The 16,155-nt window shown below is 60.6% G+C and carries 16 protein-coding genes; 11 read left to right on the top strand and 5 right to left on the bottom strand.

The features are described 5' to 3' along the window. Positions 1-59 precede the first annotated feature (59 nt). From O0881_RS08025 to O0881_RS08010, 4 genes are read right to left on the bottom strand one after another with little or no spacing between them, the layout of a single operon-like run. Complete coding sequence (locus O0881_RS08025; RefSeq protein ID WP_099667145.1) at positions 60-596, bottom strand: RDD family protein; 537 nt, start codon at positions 594-596, stop codon at positions 60-62. Further along, positions 586-1,362, bottom strand: a complete 777-nt coding sequence (locus O0881_RS08020) for a DUF3106 domain-containing protein (protein ID WP_289910819.1) — start codon at positions 1,360-1,362, stop codon at positions 586-588. The genes O0881_RS08025 and O0881_RS08020 overlap by 11 nt, the downstream gene beginning before the upstream one ends. Continuing rightward, complete coding sequence (locus tag O0881_RS08015; RefSeq protein WP_289910818.1) at positions 1,362-1,766, bottom strand: DUF3619 family protein; 405 nt, start codon at positions 1,764-1,766, stop codon at positions 1,362-1,364. The genes O0881_RS08020 and O0881_RS08015 overlap by 1 nt, the downstream gene beginning before the upstream one ends. After that, positions 1,763-2,332 (bottom strand): RNA polymerase sigma factor, encoded by a 570-nt coding sequence (locus tag O0881_RS08010; protein WP_034779551.1) that lies wholly within the window; start codon positions 2,330-2,332, stop codon positions 1,763-1,765. The genes O0881_RS08015 and O0881_RS08010 overlap by 4 nt, the downstream gene beginning before the upstream one ends. 496 nt (positions 2,333-2,828) lie before the next feature. Here O0881_RS08010 and O0881_RS08005 point away from each other — a divergent pair, with 496 nt between their 5' ends. From O0881_RS08005 to O0881_RS07965, 9 genes are all read left to right on the top strand, one after another. Then, on the top strand, positions 2,829-4,559 hold the full coding sequence (locus O0881_RS08005; RefSeq protein WP_099667148.1) for an acetolactate synthase 3 catalytic subunit: 1,731 nt from the start codon (positions 2,829-2,831) through the stop codon (positions 4,557-4,559). Between the two features lie 2 nt (positions 4,560-4,561). After that, positions 4,562-5,053 carry an acetolactate synthase small subunit gene (gene ilvN, locus O0881_RS08000; protein ID WP_010399754.1) on the top strand — a complete coding sequence of 164 codons (492 nt, stop codon included), beginning with the start codon at positions 4,562-4,564 and terminating at the stop codon, positions 5,051-5,053. 74 nt (positions 5,054-5,127) lie between these two features. Continuing rightward, positions 5,128-6,144: a ketol-acid reductoisomerase gene (gene ilvC, locus O0881_RS07995; RefSeq protein ID WP_034750044.1), complete on the top strand. Its 1,017-nt coding sequence runs from the start codon at positions 5,128-5,130 to the stop codon at positions 6,142-6,144. Between the two features lie 156 nt (positions 6,145-6,300). After that, positions 6,301-6,711 (top strand): hypothetical protein, encoded by a 411-nt coding sequence (locus O0881_RS07990; RefSeq protein ID WP_289910817.1) that lies wholly within the window; start codon positions 6,301-6,303, stop codon positions 6,709-6,711. Between the two features lie 188 nt (positions 6,712-6,899). Continuing rightward, the gene (locus O0881_RS07985) at positions 6,900-8,126 is read left to right on the top strand and encodes an MFS transporter (RefSeq protein WP_289911474.1); all 1,227 of its coding nucleotides are present in this window, start codon (positions 6,900-6,902) and stop codon (positions 8,124-8,126) included. 206 nt (positions 8,127-8,332) lie between these two features. Further along, on the top strand, positions 8,333-9,088 hold the full coding sequence (locus O0881_RS07980) for an SIMPL domain-containing protein (protein ID WP_289910816.1): 756 nt from the start codon (positions 8,333-8,335) through the stop codon (positions 9,086-9,088). 101 nt (positions 9,089-9,189) lie between these two features. Further along, the gene (locus O0881_RS07975) at positions 9,190-9,957 is read left to right on the top strand and encodes an SIMPL domain-containing protein (protein ID WP_289910815.1); all 768 of its coding nucleotides are present in this window, start codon (positions 9,190-9,192) and stop codon (positions 9,955-9,957) included. Positions 9,958-10,114: 157 nt separating this feature from the next. Next, entirely contained in the window at positions 10,115-10,966 is an 852-nt protein-coding gene (gene pssA / locus O0881_RS07970) for a CDP-diacylglycerol--serine O-phosphatidyltransferase (protein ID WP_077407095.1), read from the top strand. 48 nt (positions 10,967-11,014) lie between these two features. Further along, entirely contained in the window at positions 11,015-12,559 is a 1,545-nt protein-coding gene (locus tag O0881_RS07965; RefSeq protein ID WP_289910814.1) for a 2-isopropylmalate synthase, read from the top strand. A 132-nt stretch (positions 12,560-12,691) separates the two neighbouring features. Here the strand turns inward: O0881_RS07965 and bamE are convergent, their stop codons facing one another. After that, a complete protein-coding gene (gene bamE / locus O0881_RS07960; protein WP_289910813.1) occupies positions 12,692-13,189 on the bottom strand; it encodes an outer membrane protein assembly factor BamE in 498 nt (165 codons plus the stop codon). Between the two features lie 185 nt (positions 13,190-13,374). On the opposite strand from bamE, the gene rpsO reads away from it, so the two are divergent. Together rpsO and pnp are read left to right on the top strand one after the other, a co-directional pair. Next, entirely contained in the window at positions 13,375-13,644 is a 270-nt protein-coding gene (gene rpsO, locus O0881_RS07955) for a 30S ribosomal protein S15 (protein WP_010399743.1), read from the top strand. 232 nt (positions 13,645-13,876) lie between these two features. After that, on the top strand, positions 13,877-15,994 hold the full coding sequence (gene pnp, locus O0881_RS07950; protein WP_010399742.1) for a polyribonucleotide nucleotidyltransferase: 2,118 nt from the start codon (positions 13,877-13,879) through the stop codon (positions 15,992-15,994). Positions 15,995-16,155 lie beyond the last annotated feature (161 nt).

The following is a 16,155-nucleotide window of genomic DNA, read 5'->3' as shown; positions in this document are numbered from 1 at the left end:
TGCCATGATCGCAGAGCCCCCGTGGCGCTTCAATGACCCAGGTCAAGCCGCGTAAAAACTCAGGCGGCGACTTTCTTCGGCTTCTTCGCCGGCGCTGGCAATTGCACGATGTGCGTGCCTGCCAGCTTGTCGTGCAGAAATTGTCCATTGCCCGTGAACAGGGCCGTGCTGGACCACGCCAGGATGCCGACACCGATGGCGCCCAGGGCCGTCCAGTGCTGCAAGTCCAGCAGATACGACACCAGCAGGGCTGGCAGCAGCCACATCCACGACAGCACATAGCGGTACGCGGCCACGCGCAGCGGCACGTGGGCGTGGCCCGGCAGCACGACTTTCAGGCGCCACGTCTTCATGGCCAGGGTTTGCCCTTCGCGGCTCCACTGGTGGATGAAATACGCACCCATGACGAGGAAGGCCAGGCACTGGCGCATGTGTTCCGTCAACGGCGTATGCGCGCCCTGCACGGCCAGCTCGAACAGCAGGAAGGGCAAAAACAGCACGGCCAGGGCCAGCAGCGACTCGTACACCATGGAAATCAGGCGGCGCTTGATCGTGGGATGGGAAGTGATGCTGGCGGCAGGCGTGCTATTTGGCATTGGTTGGCAGTGGGGCAGGCGTAACAGGTGGCGTAACAGATGGCGTGACGGGCACGGTGGCGGGGGCCGCGGCGGGATCGCTCGGCACGGCTGTCGCTGCGGGCGCGGGCGGCAGGACGGGCGCGGCGGCCGCAGGCGCTGCCGGCGTGGCGGGCAGCAGGATCGGGGCCGGCTTGCTCGTATTCGAATTGATCGCGGGCACTTTTTCCAGCGGCTTTTTCGGCACGAGTTCCGTCGCCAGCTTTTTCTTTTGATCTTCCGGCAATTGCTGGTATTGCTCCCATTGCGCGGTCTTTTGACCAGGATCAATCTTCTTCGTGCGCGTATAGTTTTCGCGCACGAGACGGCGCTGTTCCGGCGTCAGCTTGATCCATTCGCGCATGCGTTCATGCACGCGGGTTTGCTCGTCCGGCGTCATAGAGGCGAAACGGCTGGCGATATCGAGCCATTTCTGCTTGCGCAAGGCTTCCAGCTTGTTCCATTCGCTCGCCAGCGGCTGCAGTGCTTCCTGCTGCGCGCGCGACAACTTGTTCCACGAGGGATTCTCACCGGTCTTCGGCGGCGTGCCGCCCTTGCCGGCCGTGCGGGGCGAACCGGGCTTGGCTGTCGAGGCCGGGGCGGGCGCCACCACGGGCGCGGCTGCCACGGGAGGAGCGGCGGGCGCGGCATGTTGCTGCGCGCCTACCCAGGCGGCGCCAGCCAGGGCGCAGGCACCCAGGCCGATGCCGCCGGCCAGCCAGCCTTTGCGTACGCTTGAGCGTGTCATTATTGCTCGCGTTTCGTCAGGTAGGCGTTGAAGCCATGGTCCATGTAGGCGGAGAGCGGCAATTCGTCCGACAGCACGGCGGCGTCGATTTCTGCCAGTTCGGCAATATGTTGTTCTTGCTCAAACTGATAGATGCCCACCATGCCGCCGACCAGCAGCAGCAGGGGGATGATGACGCTCATGCGGCCCAGCCACGACACCGGCTCGACAAACAGGCTGCTGGCCACGCCGGCGAACACATTCTGGCGCACGGCGGCGGCGGCGGGCGCGTCCGCCTTCTTGCGCGACAGGGCCAGCTTGCGTGCCGCTGCCAGGCGATCGGTGGCCGATGCGGGCAGGTCGTCGAGTTTTTCGTTCAGTGCATGGCGCACTTTGTAAGCGAAATTGAGATCGTCGGTGTTCATAATTTAATTCCCTTGGCTTTCAGCGATTCGGCGAGCGTGTGGGTAGCTCTAGAGCAATGTGTTTTCACGCTACCTTCGGAGCAACCCATCGCTTCCGCTGTTTCAGCCACATCCATGTCCTGCCAATAACGCATGAGGAAGGCTTCGCGTTGACGTGACGGCAGTTTTTGTACCTCTGCATCAATCAAATCAAGGATTTGCGCGCGCTCGACCTGGTCGGCCGAGGATTCGGCGGCGCTGGAGCCCTGTTCCGATTCATAAGTGTCAAGTATATCAAAATCCTCATGCTCGTCGCCCGAGGGCTTCATGCCGGAAAACAGGCTGACCCAGGTGTTGCGGACTTTTTCGCGGCGGAAATAATCGAGGATGGTGTTTTGCAGGATGCGCTGGAACAGCATCGGCAGTTCGGCGGCCGGCTTGTCGCCGTATTTCTCGGCCAGCTTGATCATGGCGTCCTGCACGATGTCGAGTGCCGATTCTTCCTTGCGGACCGCGTAGGCGGCTTGCTTGAAGGCGCGCCGCTCGACATTTTCTAGAAAGTCGGATAATTCTTTGTCTGTTGCCATGCGGTATGGGGGATCTTAGCGGCTGCGGGTGCGGTGGGCGAAATGGGGGCGGGTATGCTTTTTGCAACCCCGTGCATGCTAGCAAAAAATGTGCGTTTCCGCAGAGTTTTTGCACTCTGTGCGCGCAAAATGGCCTTTCGGCTGACATTTTCCTTGACCATAATGGTGCGACGCGATACCGTATAGGACGCTTTGAACACCCCAAAGCCCTATGGTCAGGTCGCGACCGGCACACAAGGCCATCCGCGACAAGACGCGCTTTCATTTGTAGGCAGTTTGTTCTAACCCGCGCCACAAGCGCGAGCGGTTCGTACAGGCGCCACAGAAACTCCGGCCAAACGAGTTGCGTTAAGCGTTGTTTTGTAAGGTATCTATGGGTGCCCAAAGAAATTGCGTGACCGCATGAAAAGGGAAGCAGGAGCACTGTCGCGCACAGCGAACTTCGTCAGGAAAGAACATCCGATCAATCTCCAATGGACCTTGAAAGGAATGTTTCATGAATACCGAAGCAGCAGCAGGACCAATTACGGGCGCAGAAATTGTCGTGCGCTGTCTGGCTGAAGAGGGCGTCGAGCACGTCTTTGGATACCCGGGCGGAGCCGTACTCTACATCTACGACGCCATCTTCCAGCAAAACAAATTCCAGCATATCCTGGTACGCCACGAGCAGGCCGCGATCCACGCCGCCGATGCCTATTCGCGCAGCTCGAACAAGGTCGGTGTCGCCATCGTCACGTCCGGTCCGGGCGTCACGAATGCCGTCACGGGCTTGTCCACCGCGTACATGGACTCGATTCCCATGGTGGTGATCTCCGGCCAGGTGCCGAGCCACGCCATCGGGCAAGATGCGTTCCAAGAATGCGACACGGTCGGCATCACGCGCCCCGTCGTCAAGCACAACTTCCTCGTCAAGGATGTCAAGGACCTGGCAGCGACGATCAAGAAAGCCTTCTTCATCGCCCGTACCGGCCGTCCGGGACCCGTGCTGGTCGATATCCCCAAGGATATCAGCATGCACAAATGCCATTTCGACTATCCGAAGGAAGTCGAGATGCGTTCCTACCGTCCCGTCGACAAGGGCCACTCGGGCCAGATCCGCAAGGCCGTGCAGCTGTTGCTGCAAGCCGAACGCCCGATGATCTACACGGGCGGCGGCGTGATCCTGGCGAACGCCTCGGCCGAGCTGAACAAGCTGGTCGACCGCCTGGGTTTCCCTTGCACCAACACCTTGATGGGCCTGGGCGGCTACCGCGCCTCGAGCGAGCAGTATGTCGGCATGCCCGGCATGCACGGCACCTATGAAGCGAACATGGCGATGCAGAATTGCGACGTCCTGATCGCCATCGGCGCCCGTTTCGACGACCGCGTGATCGGCAACCCGAAACATTTCGCTTCGCATCCGCGCAAGATCATCCACGTGGATATCGATCCCTCGTCGATTTCCAAGCGCGTCAAGGTCGATATCCCCATCGTCGGCAACGTCAAGGACGTGCTGATCGAGTTCCTCGCGCAACTGGATGCGGCCGAAGCCAAGCCGAACGTCAATGCCTTGAGCAACTGGTGGAAGCAGATCGCCGAATGGCGCGGCCGCGAATGCCTGAAATACCCGACCTCGGACCTCGTCATCAAGCCGCAATCGGTGGTGGAAAAGGTGTTCCAGATCACCAAGGGCGACGCCTTCATCACGTCCGACGTGGGCCAGCACCAGATGTGGGCCGCGCAATACTACGGCTTCGACAAGCCGCGCCGCTGGATCAATTCCGGCGGCCTGGGCACCATGGGTGTCGGCTTGCCGTACGCCATGGGCGTGCAGATGGCCAACCCGGACGCCACCGTTGCCTGCATCACGGGCGAAGGTTCGATCCAGATGTGCATCCAGGAATTGGCAACGTGCAAGCAGTATCACTTGACGCCGAAGATCATCATGCTCAACAACCGTTTCCTCGGCATGGTGCGCCAGTGGCAGGAAATCGATTACGGTTCGCGCTATTCCGAGTCGTACATGGATTCGCTGCCCGACTTCGAGAAACTGGCTGAAGCGTATGGCCACGTGGGCATGAAAATTGAAAAACCGGGCGACGTCGACGGCGCCCTGAAAGAGGCGTTTGGCATGAAAGACAGGCTGGTATTCATGAACTTCATTACCGACCAGTCCGAAAACGTGTGGCCAATGGTGAAAGCCGGCAAAGGCCTGTCCGAAATGATGCTCGGCTCGGAGGACCTCTAATCATGCGCCATATTATTTCTGTCTTGCTGGAAAACGAAGCGGGCGCCCTGTCGCGCGTGGTGGGCCTGTTCTCGGCACGCGGTTACAACATCGAAACGTTGACCGTGGCGCCGACGGAAGACTCGACCCTGTCGCGCATGACCATCGTCACCAGCGGCTCGGACGACATCATCGAGCAGATCACCAAGCACTTGAACCGCCTCATCGAAGTGGTGAAGGTGGTGGACTTGACCGAAGGCCAGCATATCGAACGCGAGTTGATGCTGATCAAGGTTCGTGCCGTGGGCAAGGAGCGCGAGGAAATGAAGCGCACCGCCGATATTTTCCGTGGCCGCATCATCGATGTCACCGAAAAGACGTACACGATCGAACTGACCGGCAACAAGGTCAAGCTCGACGCGTTCATCGATTCGATCGACCGCGCCGCCATCCTGGAAACCGTCCGCACGGGTGGTTCCGGCATCGGCCGCGGCGAACGCATCCTCAAAGTATAAAAATACAAGCAGCTCTACGCGGCCCTGGCGCCGCATTTAAAACAACAACGCATCATCAAATTATAGGAAATACCATGAAAGTTTTTTACGACAAAGACGCTGACCTCTCCTTGATCAAAGGCAAAAACGTTGCCATCATCGGCTACGGTTCGCAAGGCCATGCACACGCACAAAACCTGAACGATTCGGGCGTCAACGTCACCGTCGGCCTGCGCAAGGGCGGCGCGTCGTGGACCAAGGTCGAACAAGCGGGCTTGAAAGTAGCGGAAGTCAACGACGCCGTGAAAGCGGCCGACGTCATCATGATCCTGTTGCCGGATGAAAACATCGCCCAGGTCTACAACGAAAACATCGCCCCGTTCGCCAAGCAAGGCGCTGTGCTGGCCTTCGCCCACGGCTTCAACGTGCATTACGGCCAAGTCGTGCCACGCGCCGACCTGGACGTGATCATGGTCGCGCCGAAAGCGCCGGGCCACACCGTGCGCGCCACCTACACCCAGGGCGGCGGCGTGCCCCACCTGATCGCCGTGTACCAGGACAAATCGGGCATCGCCCGCGATATCGCCCTGTCGTACGCCTCGGCCAATGGCGGCGGCCGTGCCGGCATCATCGAAACGAATTTCCGTGAAGAAACCGAAACGGATCTGTTCGGCGAACAGGCCGTGCTGTGCGGCGGCGCCGTGGAACTGATCAAGGCTGGCTTCGAAACCCTGACGGAAGCCGGTTACGCGCCTGAAATGGCGTACTTCGAGTGCTTGCACGAACTGAAGCTGATCGTCGACCTGATCTATGAAGGCGGCATCGCCAACATGAACTACTCGATCTCGAACAACGCCGAATACGGCGAATACGTGACCGGTCCTAAGGTCGTGACGTCGGCCACCAAGGATGCGATGCGTCAATGCCTGAAAGACATTCAAACGGGCGAATACGCGAAGAGCTTCATCCTGGAAAACAAGGCAGGCGCACCGACCCTGATCTCGCGCCGTCGTTTGACGTCCGAGCACCAGATCGAAGAAGTGGGCGCGAAACTGCGCGCCATGATGCCTTGGATCGCCAAGAACAAGATGGTCGACCAGTCGAAAAACTAAGCATTTTTTGCTGATTCACCATAAAAAAGCCGGCACAAGCCGGCTTTTTTTTGTACGCCGGCTCCTGGCAGGCAACATCCGTTACAATCAGGCCCATTCAACAATACCGTCAGCCTCATGCTTGTTTTTTCTAAAGTTTTTGTCGGGAATCTTCATGTGGTCAAGCGACCCGTCGCGGTTGCCGTCAGCTGCTGGTTTCTGGTCATCGGCTCGCTGTTGGCGCTGGTGTCGGCTTTCCTCGGCCGCCACGACTCCGCCATGCTGGCTGCAATGGGGGATGGCGTGATTCCCGCCGAAGTGCAATACGCGATTTTGCACTTCAGCCAGGGCATCACCCTGGTGGCAGCACTGGCCATGCTGCAACGGCAGCGTGGCGCGCGCACGGTGTATCTGGTGTGGGGCGTGATCGACATTGCGCTCTGCCTGGCGACCTTGCCGGTCAAGATGGACGTCTTGCCTGGCGCGCTCATGTTCGCCGTCATCTGCGCCTTCCTGTACAGTCCGAAATCGAATGCCTGGTTTTCGCCACGCAAGGCGGCCAATGATGCCTGCATGACGCCAGCCTGAGCACGGATATTTCCCTGCGCACGCCGTCGCGGCGTTTGCGCTACAATCCCGCCCTTCCTTTGCAGTTTCATATAGCTGCATCTGTTTCGGTATCTGCCGACCGCAACGCGCATTACCGCTATTTGATAGCACGCCAGGCTCGTTGAAGCGCTGCCTGCGCAACCCGAGGTATCCACATGACTGACCGTATGACCGCCGCCGTGCCTGTTTCAGGCCCTGCCGGCACTGCCATTTCCCGACGCTTTCCGCTGGCCGCCTTGCTGGCGCTGGCGATGACCAGCTTTATCGCCATCCTGGCCGAAACCTTGCCTGCCGGCCTGTTGCCGCAGATTTCGCAGGGCCTCGGCATTTCCGAAGTCATGACGGGCCAGCTCGTCACGGTGTTTGCGATCGGCTCCATCCTGACCGCCATCCCCCTGACCGCCATGACCAGCGGCTGGCGCCGCCGCAAGGTGCTGCTGCTGGCCGTCGGCGGCTTCCTGGTCTTCAATACCATGACGGCGCTGGCACCCAATTACATGGTGGCGCTGGCCTCGCGCTTCCTGGCCGGCATGGCAGCCGGGCTGGCCTGGGGCTTGATGGCCGGCTATGCGCGCCGCATGGTCAGCGTGGAACAGCAGGGCAGGGCGATGGCCATCGCCATGATCGGCACGCCGCTGGCCCTGTCGCTGGGCGTGCCGCTGGGCACCCTGATGGGCGGCGTGCTGGGCTGGCGCAGCATCTTCGGCATCATGTCCGGCCTGGCCGTGGTCCTGGTCGCCTGGATACTGGTGGCCGTGCCCGATTATCCGGGGCAAAAGAATGGTGAGCGGCTGTCGATCCGCCAGGTGTTCATGACGCCGGGCGTGCGGCCGATCCTGGCGGTGATCGTCGCCTGGATGCTGGCGCATAACATTCTGTATACCTATATCGCGCCGTTCCTGGCGCCGTCAGGCTTGCGTCCCCGCATCGACCTGGTGCTGCTCGTGTATGGCGTGGGCTCGCTGGCCGGCATCTGGCTGGTCAGCCAGCTGATCGACCGCTGGCTGCGCCCGCTCGTGCTGGGTTGCCTCGCCGCGTTGGCCTGCGTGGTGGTGGCGCTGGGCCTGGCGATGGACTCGCCGGCCGTCATCTATGTCAGCATGGCCATCTGGGGCGTCACCTTTGGCGGCGCCGGCACCTTGCTGCAGACGGCGTCAGCGGACGCGGCCGGCGACGGCATGGATGTGGCGCAGGCGATGGTGGCGACCATCTGGAACGTGGCCATCGCGGGCGGCGGCCTGGCGGGCGGCGTGCTGCTGGACGGCTATGGCGCGGCCTCGTTCCCCTGGGCCATGCTGGCCTTGCTGCTGGTGGCGCTGATCATCGCCTGGCGCGCGCGGCGTTACAGTTTCAAGCCGGGCCGGCGCAGCGGCGGCCCGGTGGCAGGTCACTAATAACATTGTTATTTTGAATGACAGTGTGTTGAAATGTGAGCAGATGTGACTGGCAAGCACATTTTGTGACGATTTGTTAATTTGCGCCACAGGAATGAATGAGGCGTTAGAATCTACACAGTTTGACAAGTTTCTCAAGCGAAAGAGGTGGCAACAGCCACCCCTTTCGCGGGCTGTCAGCCATATTAACTACCTAGGAGTACCCCATGACCGTGATGAAATCCGTCCTTGTTGCCGCCGCTGCCACCGTTGCCTTGAGCGCACAAGCCCAATCCCTGCCGACCAACGGCACCCTGGTGGTCGTACCCGCGTTTGGCGAAGTCAAGCATGTCAATGACCAGGTGGTCGCTACCCTGGCCGTCGAAGAACAGGACAAGGACAAGGCAGCCGCCGCGTCGCGAGTCAACCAGAAGATGAACAAGGGCATCGCCATCGTCAAGCAGGCCGATCCTTCTGCCGCGCTGAAATCGTACGGCTATTACACCTATCCCGTGTACCCGGAAGAGCGTCCGCTGCCGGCCGGCGCCGTCGCCAAGCCGCGTTTGCCGACGGCCTGGCGCGTGGGCCAGTACCTGGAAGTGACGACGGCGAATCTGGCGTCCCTGCCAAAGACCGTGTCGGCGGCGCAAGGCGTGCTGACCCTGAATGGCTTGAATTTCGGCCTGAAGCCGGAAACCATCCGCCAGCTGGACGATCAGCGCATCGCCGCCACGTATAAAAACCTGAACGAGCGCGTGGCCGCCATCGCCAAGGCCATGGGCCGCAACGTTGCCGACGCCGTGCTCGATACGGTGGACTTCGAAGGTTCGGGCAACTATGTCACCGAAAACCGTGCTGCCGCCGCACCGATGATGATGCGCAGCGCCAAGATGGCTGAAGACAGCACCGTCGCCGAACCGAGCTTCGAGCCGGGCGAAACGACGCTCGACATGCGTGTCGTCGGCAAGGTCAAGTTCAAGTAAGTGCATTAGCGTGGAAACAATTCCGCGTTAGACTGTTTTAAAAATCATGGGGCTGTTGGCCCCATGGTCGTTTTTGCCCCATTATTTTTCAGGAGAACACCATGACCGTCATGAAAACCATGCTGGCCGCCGCTGTCGTTACCGCCGCCGCTACCGTTGCCATGGGCGCACAAGCCCAGGCCTTGCCCACTTCCGGCACCCTCGTGGTGGTGCCCGCCAACGGCGAAGTCGTGCATGCGAATGACCAGGTGACCGTCACCCTGGCCATCGAAGAGCAGGACAAGGACAAGGCCGCCGCCGCCTCGCGCGTGAACCAGAAGATGAACCAGGGCGCCGCCATCGTCAAGAAAGCCGATCCGCAAGCCGTGCTGAAGACCCAGGGCTACTACACGTATGCCGTGTACCCGGAAACGGCGCCGCTGCCGCCAGGCGTCGCCGCCAAGCCGCGCGTGCCGACGGGCTGGAGAGTGGGCCAATACCTGCAGGTCACGACGACCAACCTGGCCGCCTTGCCGAAAACCGTTTCCGCAGCGCAAGGCGTGCTGACCCTGAACCGCCTGAACTTCGGCCTGGCGCCCGCCACCATCCGCAAGCTCGACGACCAGCGCATCGCGGCCGCCTACAGGAACCTGAACGAACGCGTGGCCGCCATCGCCGGCGCCATGGGCCGCAACGTCAATGACGCCGTGATCGACACCATCGATTTCGAAGGCTCGGGCAATTACGCGCAGCGCGTCAGCGTGGCCGGCGCGCGCAACATGAGTGCCGACGCCATGGGCTATGGCGGCAACCAGGTGGCCGAGCCGAGCTTCGAGCCAGGCGAAACGACCCTCAATATGGGCCTGGTGGCGAAGGTCAAGTTCAAATAAGGCTAGCTTCGGGATCAATATTGTCAGCTTGACGCCGCCACGCTTTTCTTTGGCGGTAGCTCCTCTATAATGGCAATATCGGCGGGCGCATGGCGAGACAGTCATGCGCCCGCCATCTGGCACCGATTCCCCCGCAGTACACAAGATATGGAACAACATGGCAAACTTCCCCCGTCGTAGAGGCAAGAACGGCACTCCCGCAGCATCCAAAGCGTCCCGCTTCAGCAAATTCGTGCGCCAGCCGGTGACCGATGGCACTGGCAAGAAAACCTTGCGCCGCCGCGGCATCTATCTGTTGCCGAACGCCTTCACGACGGCAGCCCTGTTTTGCGGTTTCTACGCCATCGTCATGGCCATGAACCAGAAATTCGAGCACGCGGCCTGGGCCATCTTCATCGCCATGATCCTCGACGGCCTCGACGGCCGCATCGCGCGCCTGACGAATACGCAGAGCGAATTCGGCGCCCAGTACGACAGCCTGTCCGACATGGTGTCGTTCGGCGCCGCCCCGGCGCTGGTGATCTACGAATGGTCGCTGCGCGGCATGGGCAAGCTGGGCTGGCTGGCCGCCTTCGTGTATTGCGCCGGCGCCGCCTTGCGCCTGGCACGCTTCAACACGAATATCGCCGTGGTCGACAAGCGCTTCTTCCAGGGCTTGCCCAGCCCGGCAGCGGCGGCCATGGTGGCCGGCTTCATCCTGTTGATGAACGACCTGGAATTTGCCGGCAACCAGCTGGCCTGGGTGTCGTGGGCGATCGCCCTGTTTTCCGGCCTGACTATGGTCACCAACGTGCCGTTCTACAGCTTCAAGGATGTGAATTTCCGCAAGTCCGTGCCGTTCATCGTGGTATTCCTGCTGGCATTGTTCTTTGCGCTCATCTCCATCGACCCGCCGAAAGTGCTGTTCCCGATTTTCGTCGCCTATGGCCTGTCCGGCTACGCCGTGTTCTTCTGGCGCATGGCGAAGGGCAAGCCCGTCAGCATTATCCAGACCGACCCCGAGCATTGATGCGCTGAGTCGGTAGCGTCGCCAGTCTTCAGCCAGCCAGGAGCAGCCATGAGCACCAGCAACCGACTCATCATTTTTGACACCACCTTGCGCGACGGCGAGCAATCGCCGGGCGCCTCCATGACGCGCGAGGAAAAGCTGCGCATCGCCAAGCAGCTCGAGCGCCTGAAGGTCGACGTGATCGAAGCGGGCTTCGCCGCCGCCTCGCAAGGCGACTTCGAGTCGATACGGGCGATAGCCGGCGCCGTGCGCGAATCGACCATCTGCTCGCTGTCGCGCGCCAACGACCGCGACATCGCCCGCGCCGCCGAAGCGCTGGCGCCGGCCGAGCGCAAGCGCATCCACACTTTCATTGCCACGTCGCCCCTGCACATGCAGATGAAGCTGCGCATGACGCCAGAGCAAGTGCTGACGCAAGCGCAAAACGCCGTGCGCTACGCGCGCCAGTTCACGGACGACATCGAATTCAGCCCCGAAGACGGCAGCCGCTCCGACGAGGATTTCCTGTGCCGCGTGCTGGAAGCCGTGATTGCCGAGGGCGCCACCACCATCAATTTCCCCGATACGGTGGGCTATGCCGTGCCGGAAATCTTTGGCGCCACCATCAAACGCTTGCGCGAACGCATCCCGAACGCCGATAAAGCCATCTGGTCTGTCCATTGTCATAACGACCTGGGCCTGGCTGTGGCCAATTCGCTGGCCGGCGTCATGATAGGCGGCGCGCGGCAAATCGAATGCACGATCAATGGCCTGGGCGAGCGGGCCGGCAACACGGCGCTGGAAGAAGTGGTGATGGCGCTGCGCACGCGCGCCGCCTATTACAACTTGACGGTGGGTATCGACACGACGCAAATCGTGGCGGCATCCAAGATGGTGTCGCAAATCACGGGCTTTGCCGTGCAGCCGAACAAGGCCGTCGTCGGCGCGAACGCCTTTGCGCACGCGTCCGGCATTCACCAGGACGGCATCTTGAAGGCGCGCGAGACGTATGAAATCATGCGCGCCGAAGACGTGGGCTGGACGGCCAACAAGATCGTGCTGGGAAAATTGTCGGGCCGCAACGCCTTCAAGCAGCGGCTGCACGAGCTGGGCATCGCGCTGGAATCGGAAGCGGACATCAATGCCGCCTTCATCCGCTTCAAGGAGCTGGCAGACCGGAAATCCGAGATTTTCGACGAAGACATCATGGCCCTCGTCAGCGAGGAACAGCAGGCGCAGGAGAGTGAGCACTACCGTTTCATTTCACTGACGCAGCAGTCGACGACGGGCGCCGTGCCGCATGCGCGCGTGGAATTCCTCGTCGGCGGCAAGCAACTGAGTTGCGAAGGGCGGGGCGACGGTCCCGTCGACGCCACCGTCAACGCCATCGAAAGCGCGGCCGCCAGCGGCGCGGAGCTGGTCTTGTTCTCCGTCAATGCCATCAGCACGGGCACGCAGTCGCAGGGCGAAGTCACCATGCGATTGTCGCGCGACGGGCGCATCGTCAACGGCGTGGGCGCCGACCCGGACATCATCGTCGCATCGGCGAAGGCGTATCTGTCGGCGCTGAATAAACTGCATGCCAAGGATGAGCGCATCGACCCCCAGCCGTAAGTCTGGGGTCAGACCCGCCGGGTCTGACCCCCGAATTTGATGCTCACCGTACCAGAGTACGGTTGCGCTTCTTAGCCACCTCTCTCTTCCGCTCGCTACGGTTTTATCAGGCGTTGTTGCACAGGTAATGAATCACCAGAAAAACCGCCGCTCTTCCTTGGCCGGATCGGGGCCGTTCATCATCATGCGCACGATGCCGTCGTGGTCGAAGTGCACGTGCATCATGGAATCCCACACACCCGATTCCTTGTAGCGGTAAGACCAGACGTGCAGTTTCGGCAGCGACAGATACGACGTTTCCGTCGGGCGGCCCAGGGTGTGCAGCACGTCTTGCTGGGTCGATACGCCCACCTTGACGCGGGCAAAGCCCGGCGTGTCGAGCACTTGCTCGTAGGAAATGAGCTTGTCGTCGGGGCCGAAGCGGGCCATGTACGTGTACTGGCCGTAGGGGCCCGTCGCGTATTCCAGTTCCGCGCCCGTGGGCAGCTGGTAGATGTTGCTTGGCCGGCCCAGGCGCGCTTCCACGGCGGCGCGCGGCTCGCCCGGCTGCGGCGGCGGGACGTTCCAGCTAGCGCAGCCGGCCAGGACGGCAAACAGCATGGGTGTTGCTAATTTGAGCAGATTTTTCATGTTTGACCTCCTGAAATGCAGGAAAACCCTATCATGCACCGAGAAAAGCGCGCACGGCAGGATACAGGCGGGCATTTTTCCGATATACTTGCGCGTCTGGTTGGCAGCATAGACCAGTATTTTAATAATCGTAGTTCACGGTGGATAGGGTTCAGACTCTGTGCACCGCATGTGAAAGGTTTATCATGACAGTAGAAAACATCAACAAAGCCGCTATCATCGCGGACAACGCACGTGGTCAAAACGACACCGGCTCCCCTGAAGTGCAAGTTGCACTGCTGACAGCTCGCATCAACGAACTGAACGGCCACTTCAAAGCCCACTCGAAAGATCACCACTCCCGCCGCGGCCTGATCATGATGGTCAACCGTCGTAAGAGCCTGTTGTCCTACCTGAAGGCTAAAGACGCTACCCGTTATCGCGACCTGATCGCTAAACTTGGTCTGCGCAAGTAATTTTTGCCGTACAAGGTTTATACAGAAATGCCTGCGCCAGTTCGCTGACGCGGGCATTTTGTCATTTGAATTCCGGATTTATGTCGAGAAGTACAGTATTCTCTACCGATATCATGTTTTAAAAGTAAAGTAGCAAAGGTGGCAACAAGTAAAGGCAGCATTTTTACGCCGCCTGTGGTGAGGTGAACGACAGCCCCTGAAAATCTGTCGGCAATTAGAAAAGGGATACCCCATGTTTAACAAAGTTACGAAAACCTTCCAGTACGGTCAACACCAAGTGACCCTGGAAACCGGCGAAATCGCACGTCAGGCATCCGGCGCAGTGCTGGTGTCGATCGAAGATACCGTCGTTCTGGCAACGGTGGTGGCACGCAAAGATGCCAAGCCAGGCCAGGATTTCTTCCCTTTGACGGTTGATTATGTTGAGAAAACCTATGCTGCCGGTAAAATCCCGGGCGGTTTTTTCAAGCGCGAAGGCCGTCCTTCCGAAAAAGAAACACTGACATCCCGTTTGATCGACCGTCCTATCCGTCCGCTGTTCCCGGAAGGTTACCTGAATGAAGTGCAAGTCATCATTCACGTGCTGTCGGTCAACCCTGAAATCGATCCGGACATCGCCGCCATGATCGGCGCCTCGGCTGCCCTGTGCGTATCGGGCGTGCCTTTCAACGGTCCTATCGGCGCCGCGCGCGTCGGTTACGCCAATGGCCAGTACATCCTGAACCCGACCGTCCAGCAACTGAAAACGTCGGAAATGGACCTGGTTGTCGCCGGTACCGAAACGGCCGTGCTGATGGTCGAATCGGAAGCGAAACAGCTGTCCGAAGAAATCATGCTGGGCGCCGTGGTCTTCGGCCACGACCAGATGAAAGTCGTCATCGACGCGATTCACGACCTGGTGCGTGACGGCGGCAAGCCTGAAGTGGAATGGGCGCCTGCGCCGAAAAACGAAGCACTGATCGCCCGCGTCGCGCATTTCGCCAACGCCAAGATCAATGACGCGTATCAAACCAAGGACAAGCAAGAGCGTACGGCCAAGCTGAAAGCGGCGACGTCGGAAGTGATCGCCGACCTGTCGGCCGAAGCGGCTGCCGCCGGCGGCGCATCGATCGACAGCGCTGAAGTCAACAACATCCTGTTCGACATCGAAGCGAAGATCGTGCGTACGCAAATCCTGGACGGCGAGCCACGCATCGACGGCCGCGACACGCGCACCGTGCGTCCGATCTCGATCCGCACCAGCGTGCTGCCACGCACCCACGGTTCGGCCCTGTTCACGCGCGGCGAAACGCAAGCGCTGGTCGTCGCTACCCTGGGCACCGCCCGCGACAGCCAGAAGATCGATGCGCTGATGGGCGAGTTCACCGATTCGTTCATGCTGCATTACAACATGCCTCCATTCGCCACCGGCGAAACGGGCCGTGTCGGTACGCCAAAACGCCGCGAAATCGGCCACGGCCGCCTGGCCAAGCGCGCGCTGATCGCCGCCCTGCCAGCAGCTGAAGAGTTCAGCTACTCGGTGCGCCTGGTATCGGAAATCACGGAATCGAACGGTTCCTCGTCGATGGCTTCCGTGTGCGGCGGCTGCCTGGCACTGATGGACGCCGGCGTGCCGATGAAGGAACACGTGGCCGGTATCGCCATGGGCCTGATCAAGGAAGGCGGCAAGTTTGCCGTGCTGTCCGACATCCTGGGTGACGAAGATCACCTGGGTGACATGGACTTCAAGGTGGCCGGTACCCGCAACGGTATCACGGCGCTGCAGATGGACATCAAGATCATGGGCATCACCAAGGAAATCATGCAAGTGGCACTGGCGCAAGCCAAGGAAGGCCGCGAGCACATCCTGGGCGAAATGCAAAAAGCCATGCCGCACGTCAAAACCGAACTGTCCGATTTCGCACCGCGTCTGATCACCATCAAGATCAACCCGGAAAAAATCCGTGACGTGATCGGCAAGGGCGGCGCCGTGATCCGCGCGCTGACCGAAGAGACGGGCACCCAGATCGACATCAGCGACGAAGGCGTGGTCACCATCGCTTCCGTCGACGCTGCTGCCGGCCAGGAAGCCAAGCGCCGCATCGAAGAACTGACCGCTTCCGTCGAAGTGGGCAAGACCTACGAAGGCACCGTGCTGAAACTGCTGGACTTCGGCGCCATCGTGCAAGTCATGCCAGGCAAGGACGGCTTGCTGCACATCTCGCAGATCGCCAACGAGCGCGTCAACGCCGTGGCCGACTACCTGAAAGAAGGCCAGCTGGTGCGCGTCAAAGTGCTGGAAACGGACGACCGCGGCCGTTTGAAGCTGTCGATGAAAGCTGCCGAAGGCAACGAAGCGCCAGCCGCTTAATGTCTTTCAGGTTCGCCTGAGTGCGGCTTCGGCCGCATGCTCAAAAACCGCCGGCGCGCAAGCCCTGGCGGTTTTTTTATGCGCCGCGTTTGCGCTGTATCGAAGGCGTGTGCCGCGTTGCCCGCCTGTCTGCACTGGCCTTGATCCAGCGCGTATCGGCC

The sequence above is a fragment of the Janthinobacterium sp. SUN100 genome (genome assembly GCF_030397705.1).
Lineage (GTDB): Bacteria > Pseudomonadota > Gammaproteobacteria > Burkholderiales > Burkholderiaceae_D > Janthinobacterium > Janthinobacterium kumbetense.
The sequence above is the reverse complement of the archived record's forward strand: the minus strand, read 5'-3'. Positions and strand labels throughout refer to the sequence as shown.

Bases quoted from the DNA above. Each gene is read 5' to 3' on its own strand.
- O0881_RS08025 (WP_099667145.1), bottom strand. From the start codon at position 596: ATGCCAAATAGCACGCCTGCCGCCAGCATCACTTCCCATCCCACGATC.
- O0881_RS08020 (WP_289910819.1), bottom strand. From the start codon at position 1,362: ATGACACGCTCAAGCGTACGCAAAGGCTGGCTGGCCGGCGGCATCGGC.
- O0881_RS08015 (WP_289910818.1), bottom strand. From the start codon at position 1,766: ATGAACACCGACGATCTCAATTTCGCTTACAAAGTGCGCCATGCACTG.
- O0881_RS08010 (WP_034779551.1), bottom strand. From the start codon at position 2,332: ATGGCAACAGACAAAGAATTATCCGACTTTCTAGAAAATGTCGAGCGG.
- O0881_RS08005 (WP_099667148.1), top strand. From the start codon at position 2,829: ATGAATACCGAAGCAGCAGCAGGACCAATTACGGGCGCAGAAATTGTC.
- ilvN (WP_010399754.1), top strand. From the start codon at position 4,562: ATGCGCCATATTATTTCTGTCTTGCTGGAAAACGAAGCGGGCGCCCTG.
- ilvC (WP_034750044.1), top strand. From the start codon at position 5,128: ATGAAAGTTTTTTACGACAAAGACGCTGACCTCTCCTTGATCAAAGGC.
- O0881_RS07985 (WP_289911474.1), top strand. From the start codon at position 6,900: ATGACCGCCGCCGTGCCTGTTTCAGGCCCTGCCGGCACTGCCATTTCC.
- O0881_RS07980 (WP_289910816.1), top strand. From the start codon at position 8,333: ATGACCGTGATGAAATCCGTCCTTGTTGCCGCCGCTGCCACCGTTGCC.
- O0881_RS07975 (WP_289910815.1), top strand. From the start codon at position 9,190: ATGACCGTCATGAAAACCATGCTGGCCGCCGCTGTCGTTACCGCCGCC.
- pssA (WP_077407095.1), top strand. From the start codon at position 10,115: ATGGCAAACTTCCCCCGTCGTAGAGGCAAGAACGGCACTCCCGCAGCA.
- O0881_RS07965 (WP_289910814.1), top strand. From the start codon at position 11,015: ATGAGCACCAGCAACCGACTCATCATTTTTGACACCACCTTGCGCGAC.
- bamE (WP_289910813.1), bottom strand. From the start codon at position 13,189: ATGAAAAATCTGCTCAAATTAGCAACACCCATGCTGTTTGCCGTCCTG.
- rpsO (WP_010399743.1), top strand. From the start codon at position 13,375: ATGACAGTAGAAAACATCAACAAAGCCGCTATCATCGCGGACAACGCA.
- pnp (WP_010399742.1), top strand. From the start codon at position 13,877: ATGTTTAACAAAGTTACGAAAACCTTCCAGTACGGTCAACACCAAGTG.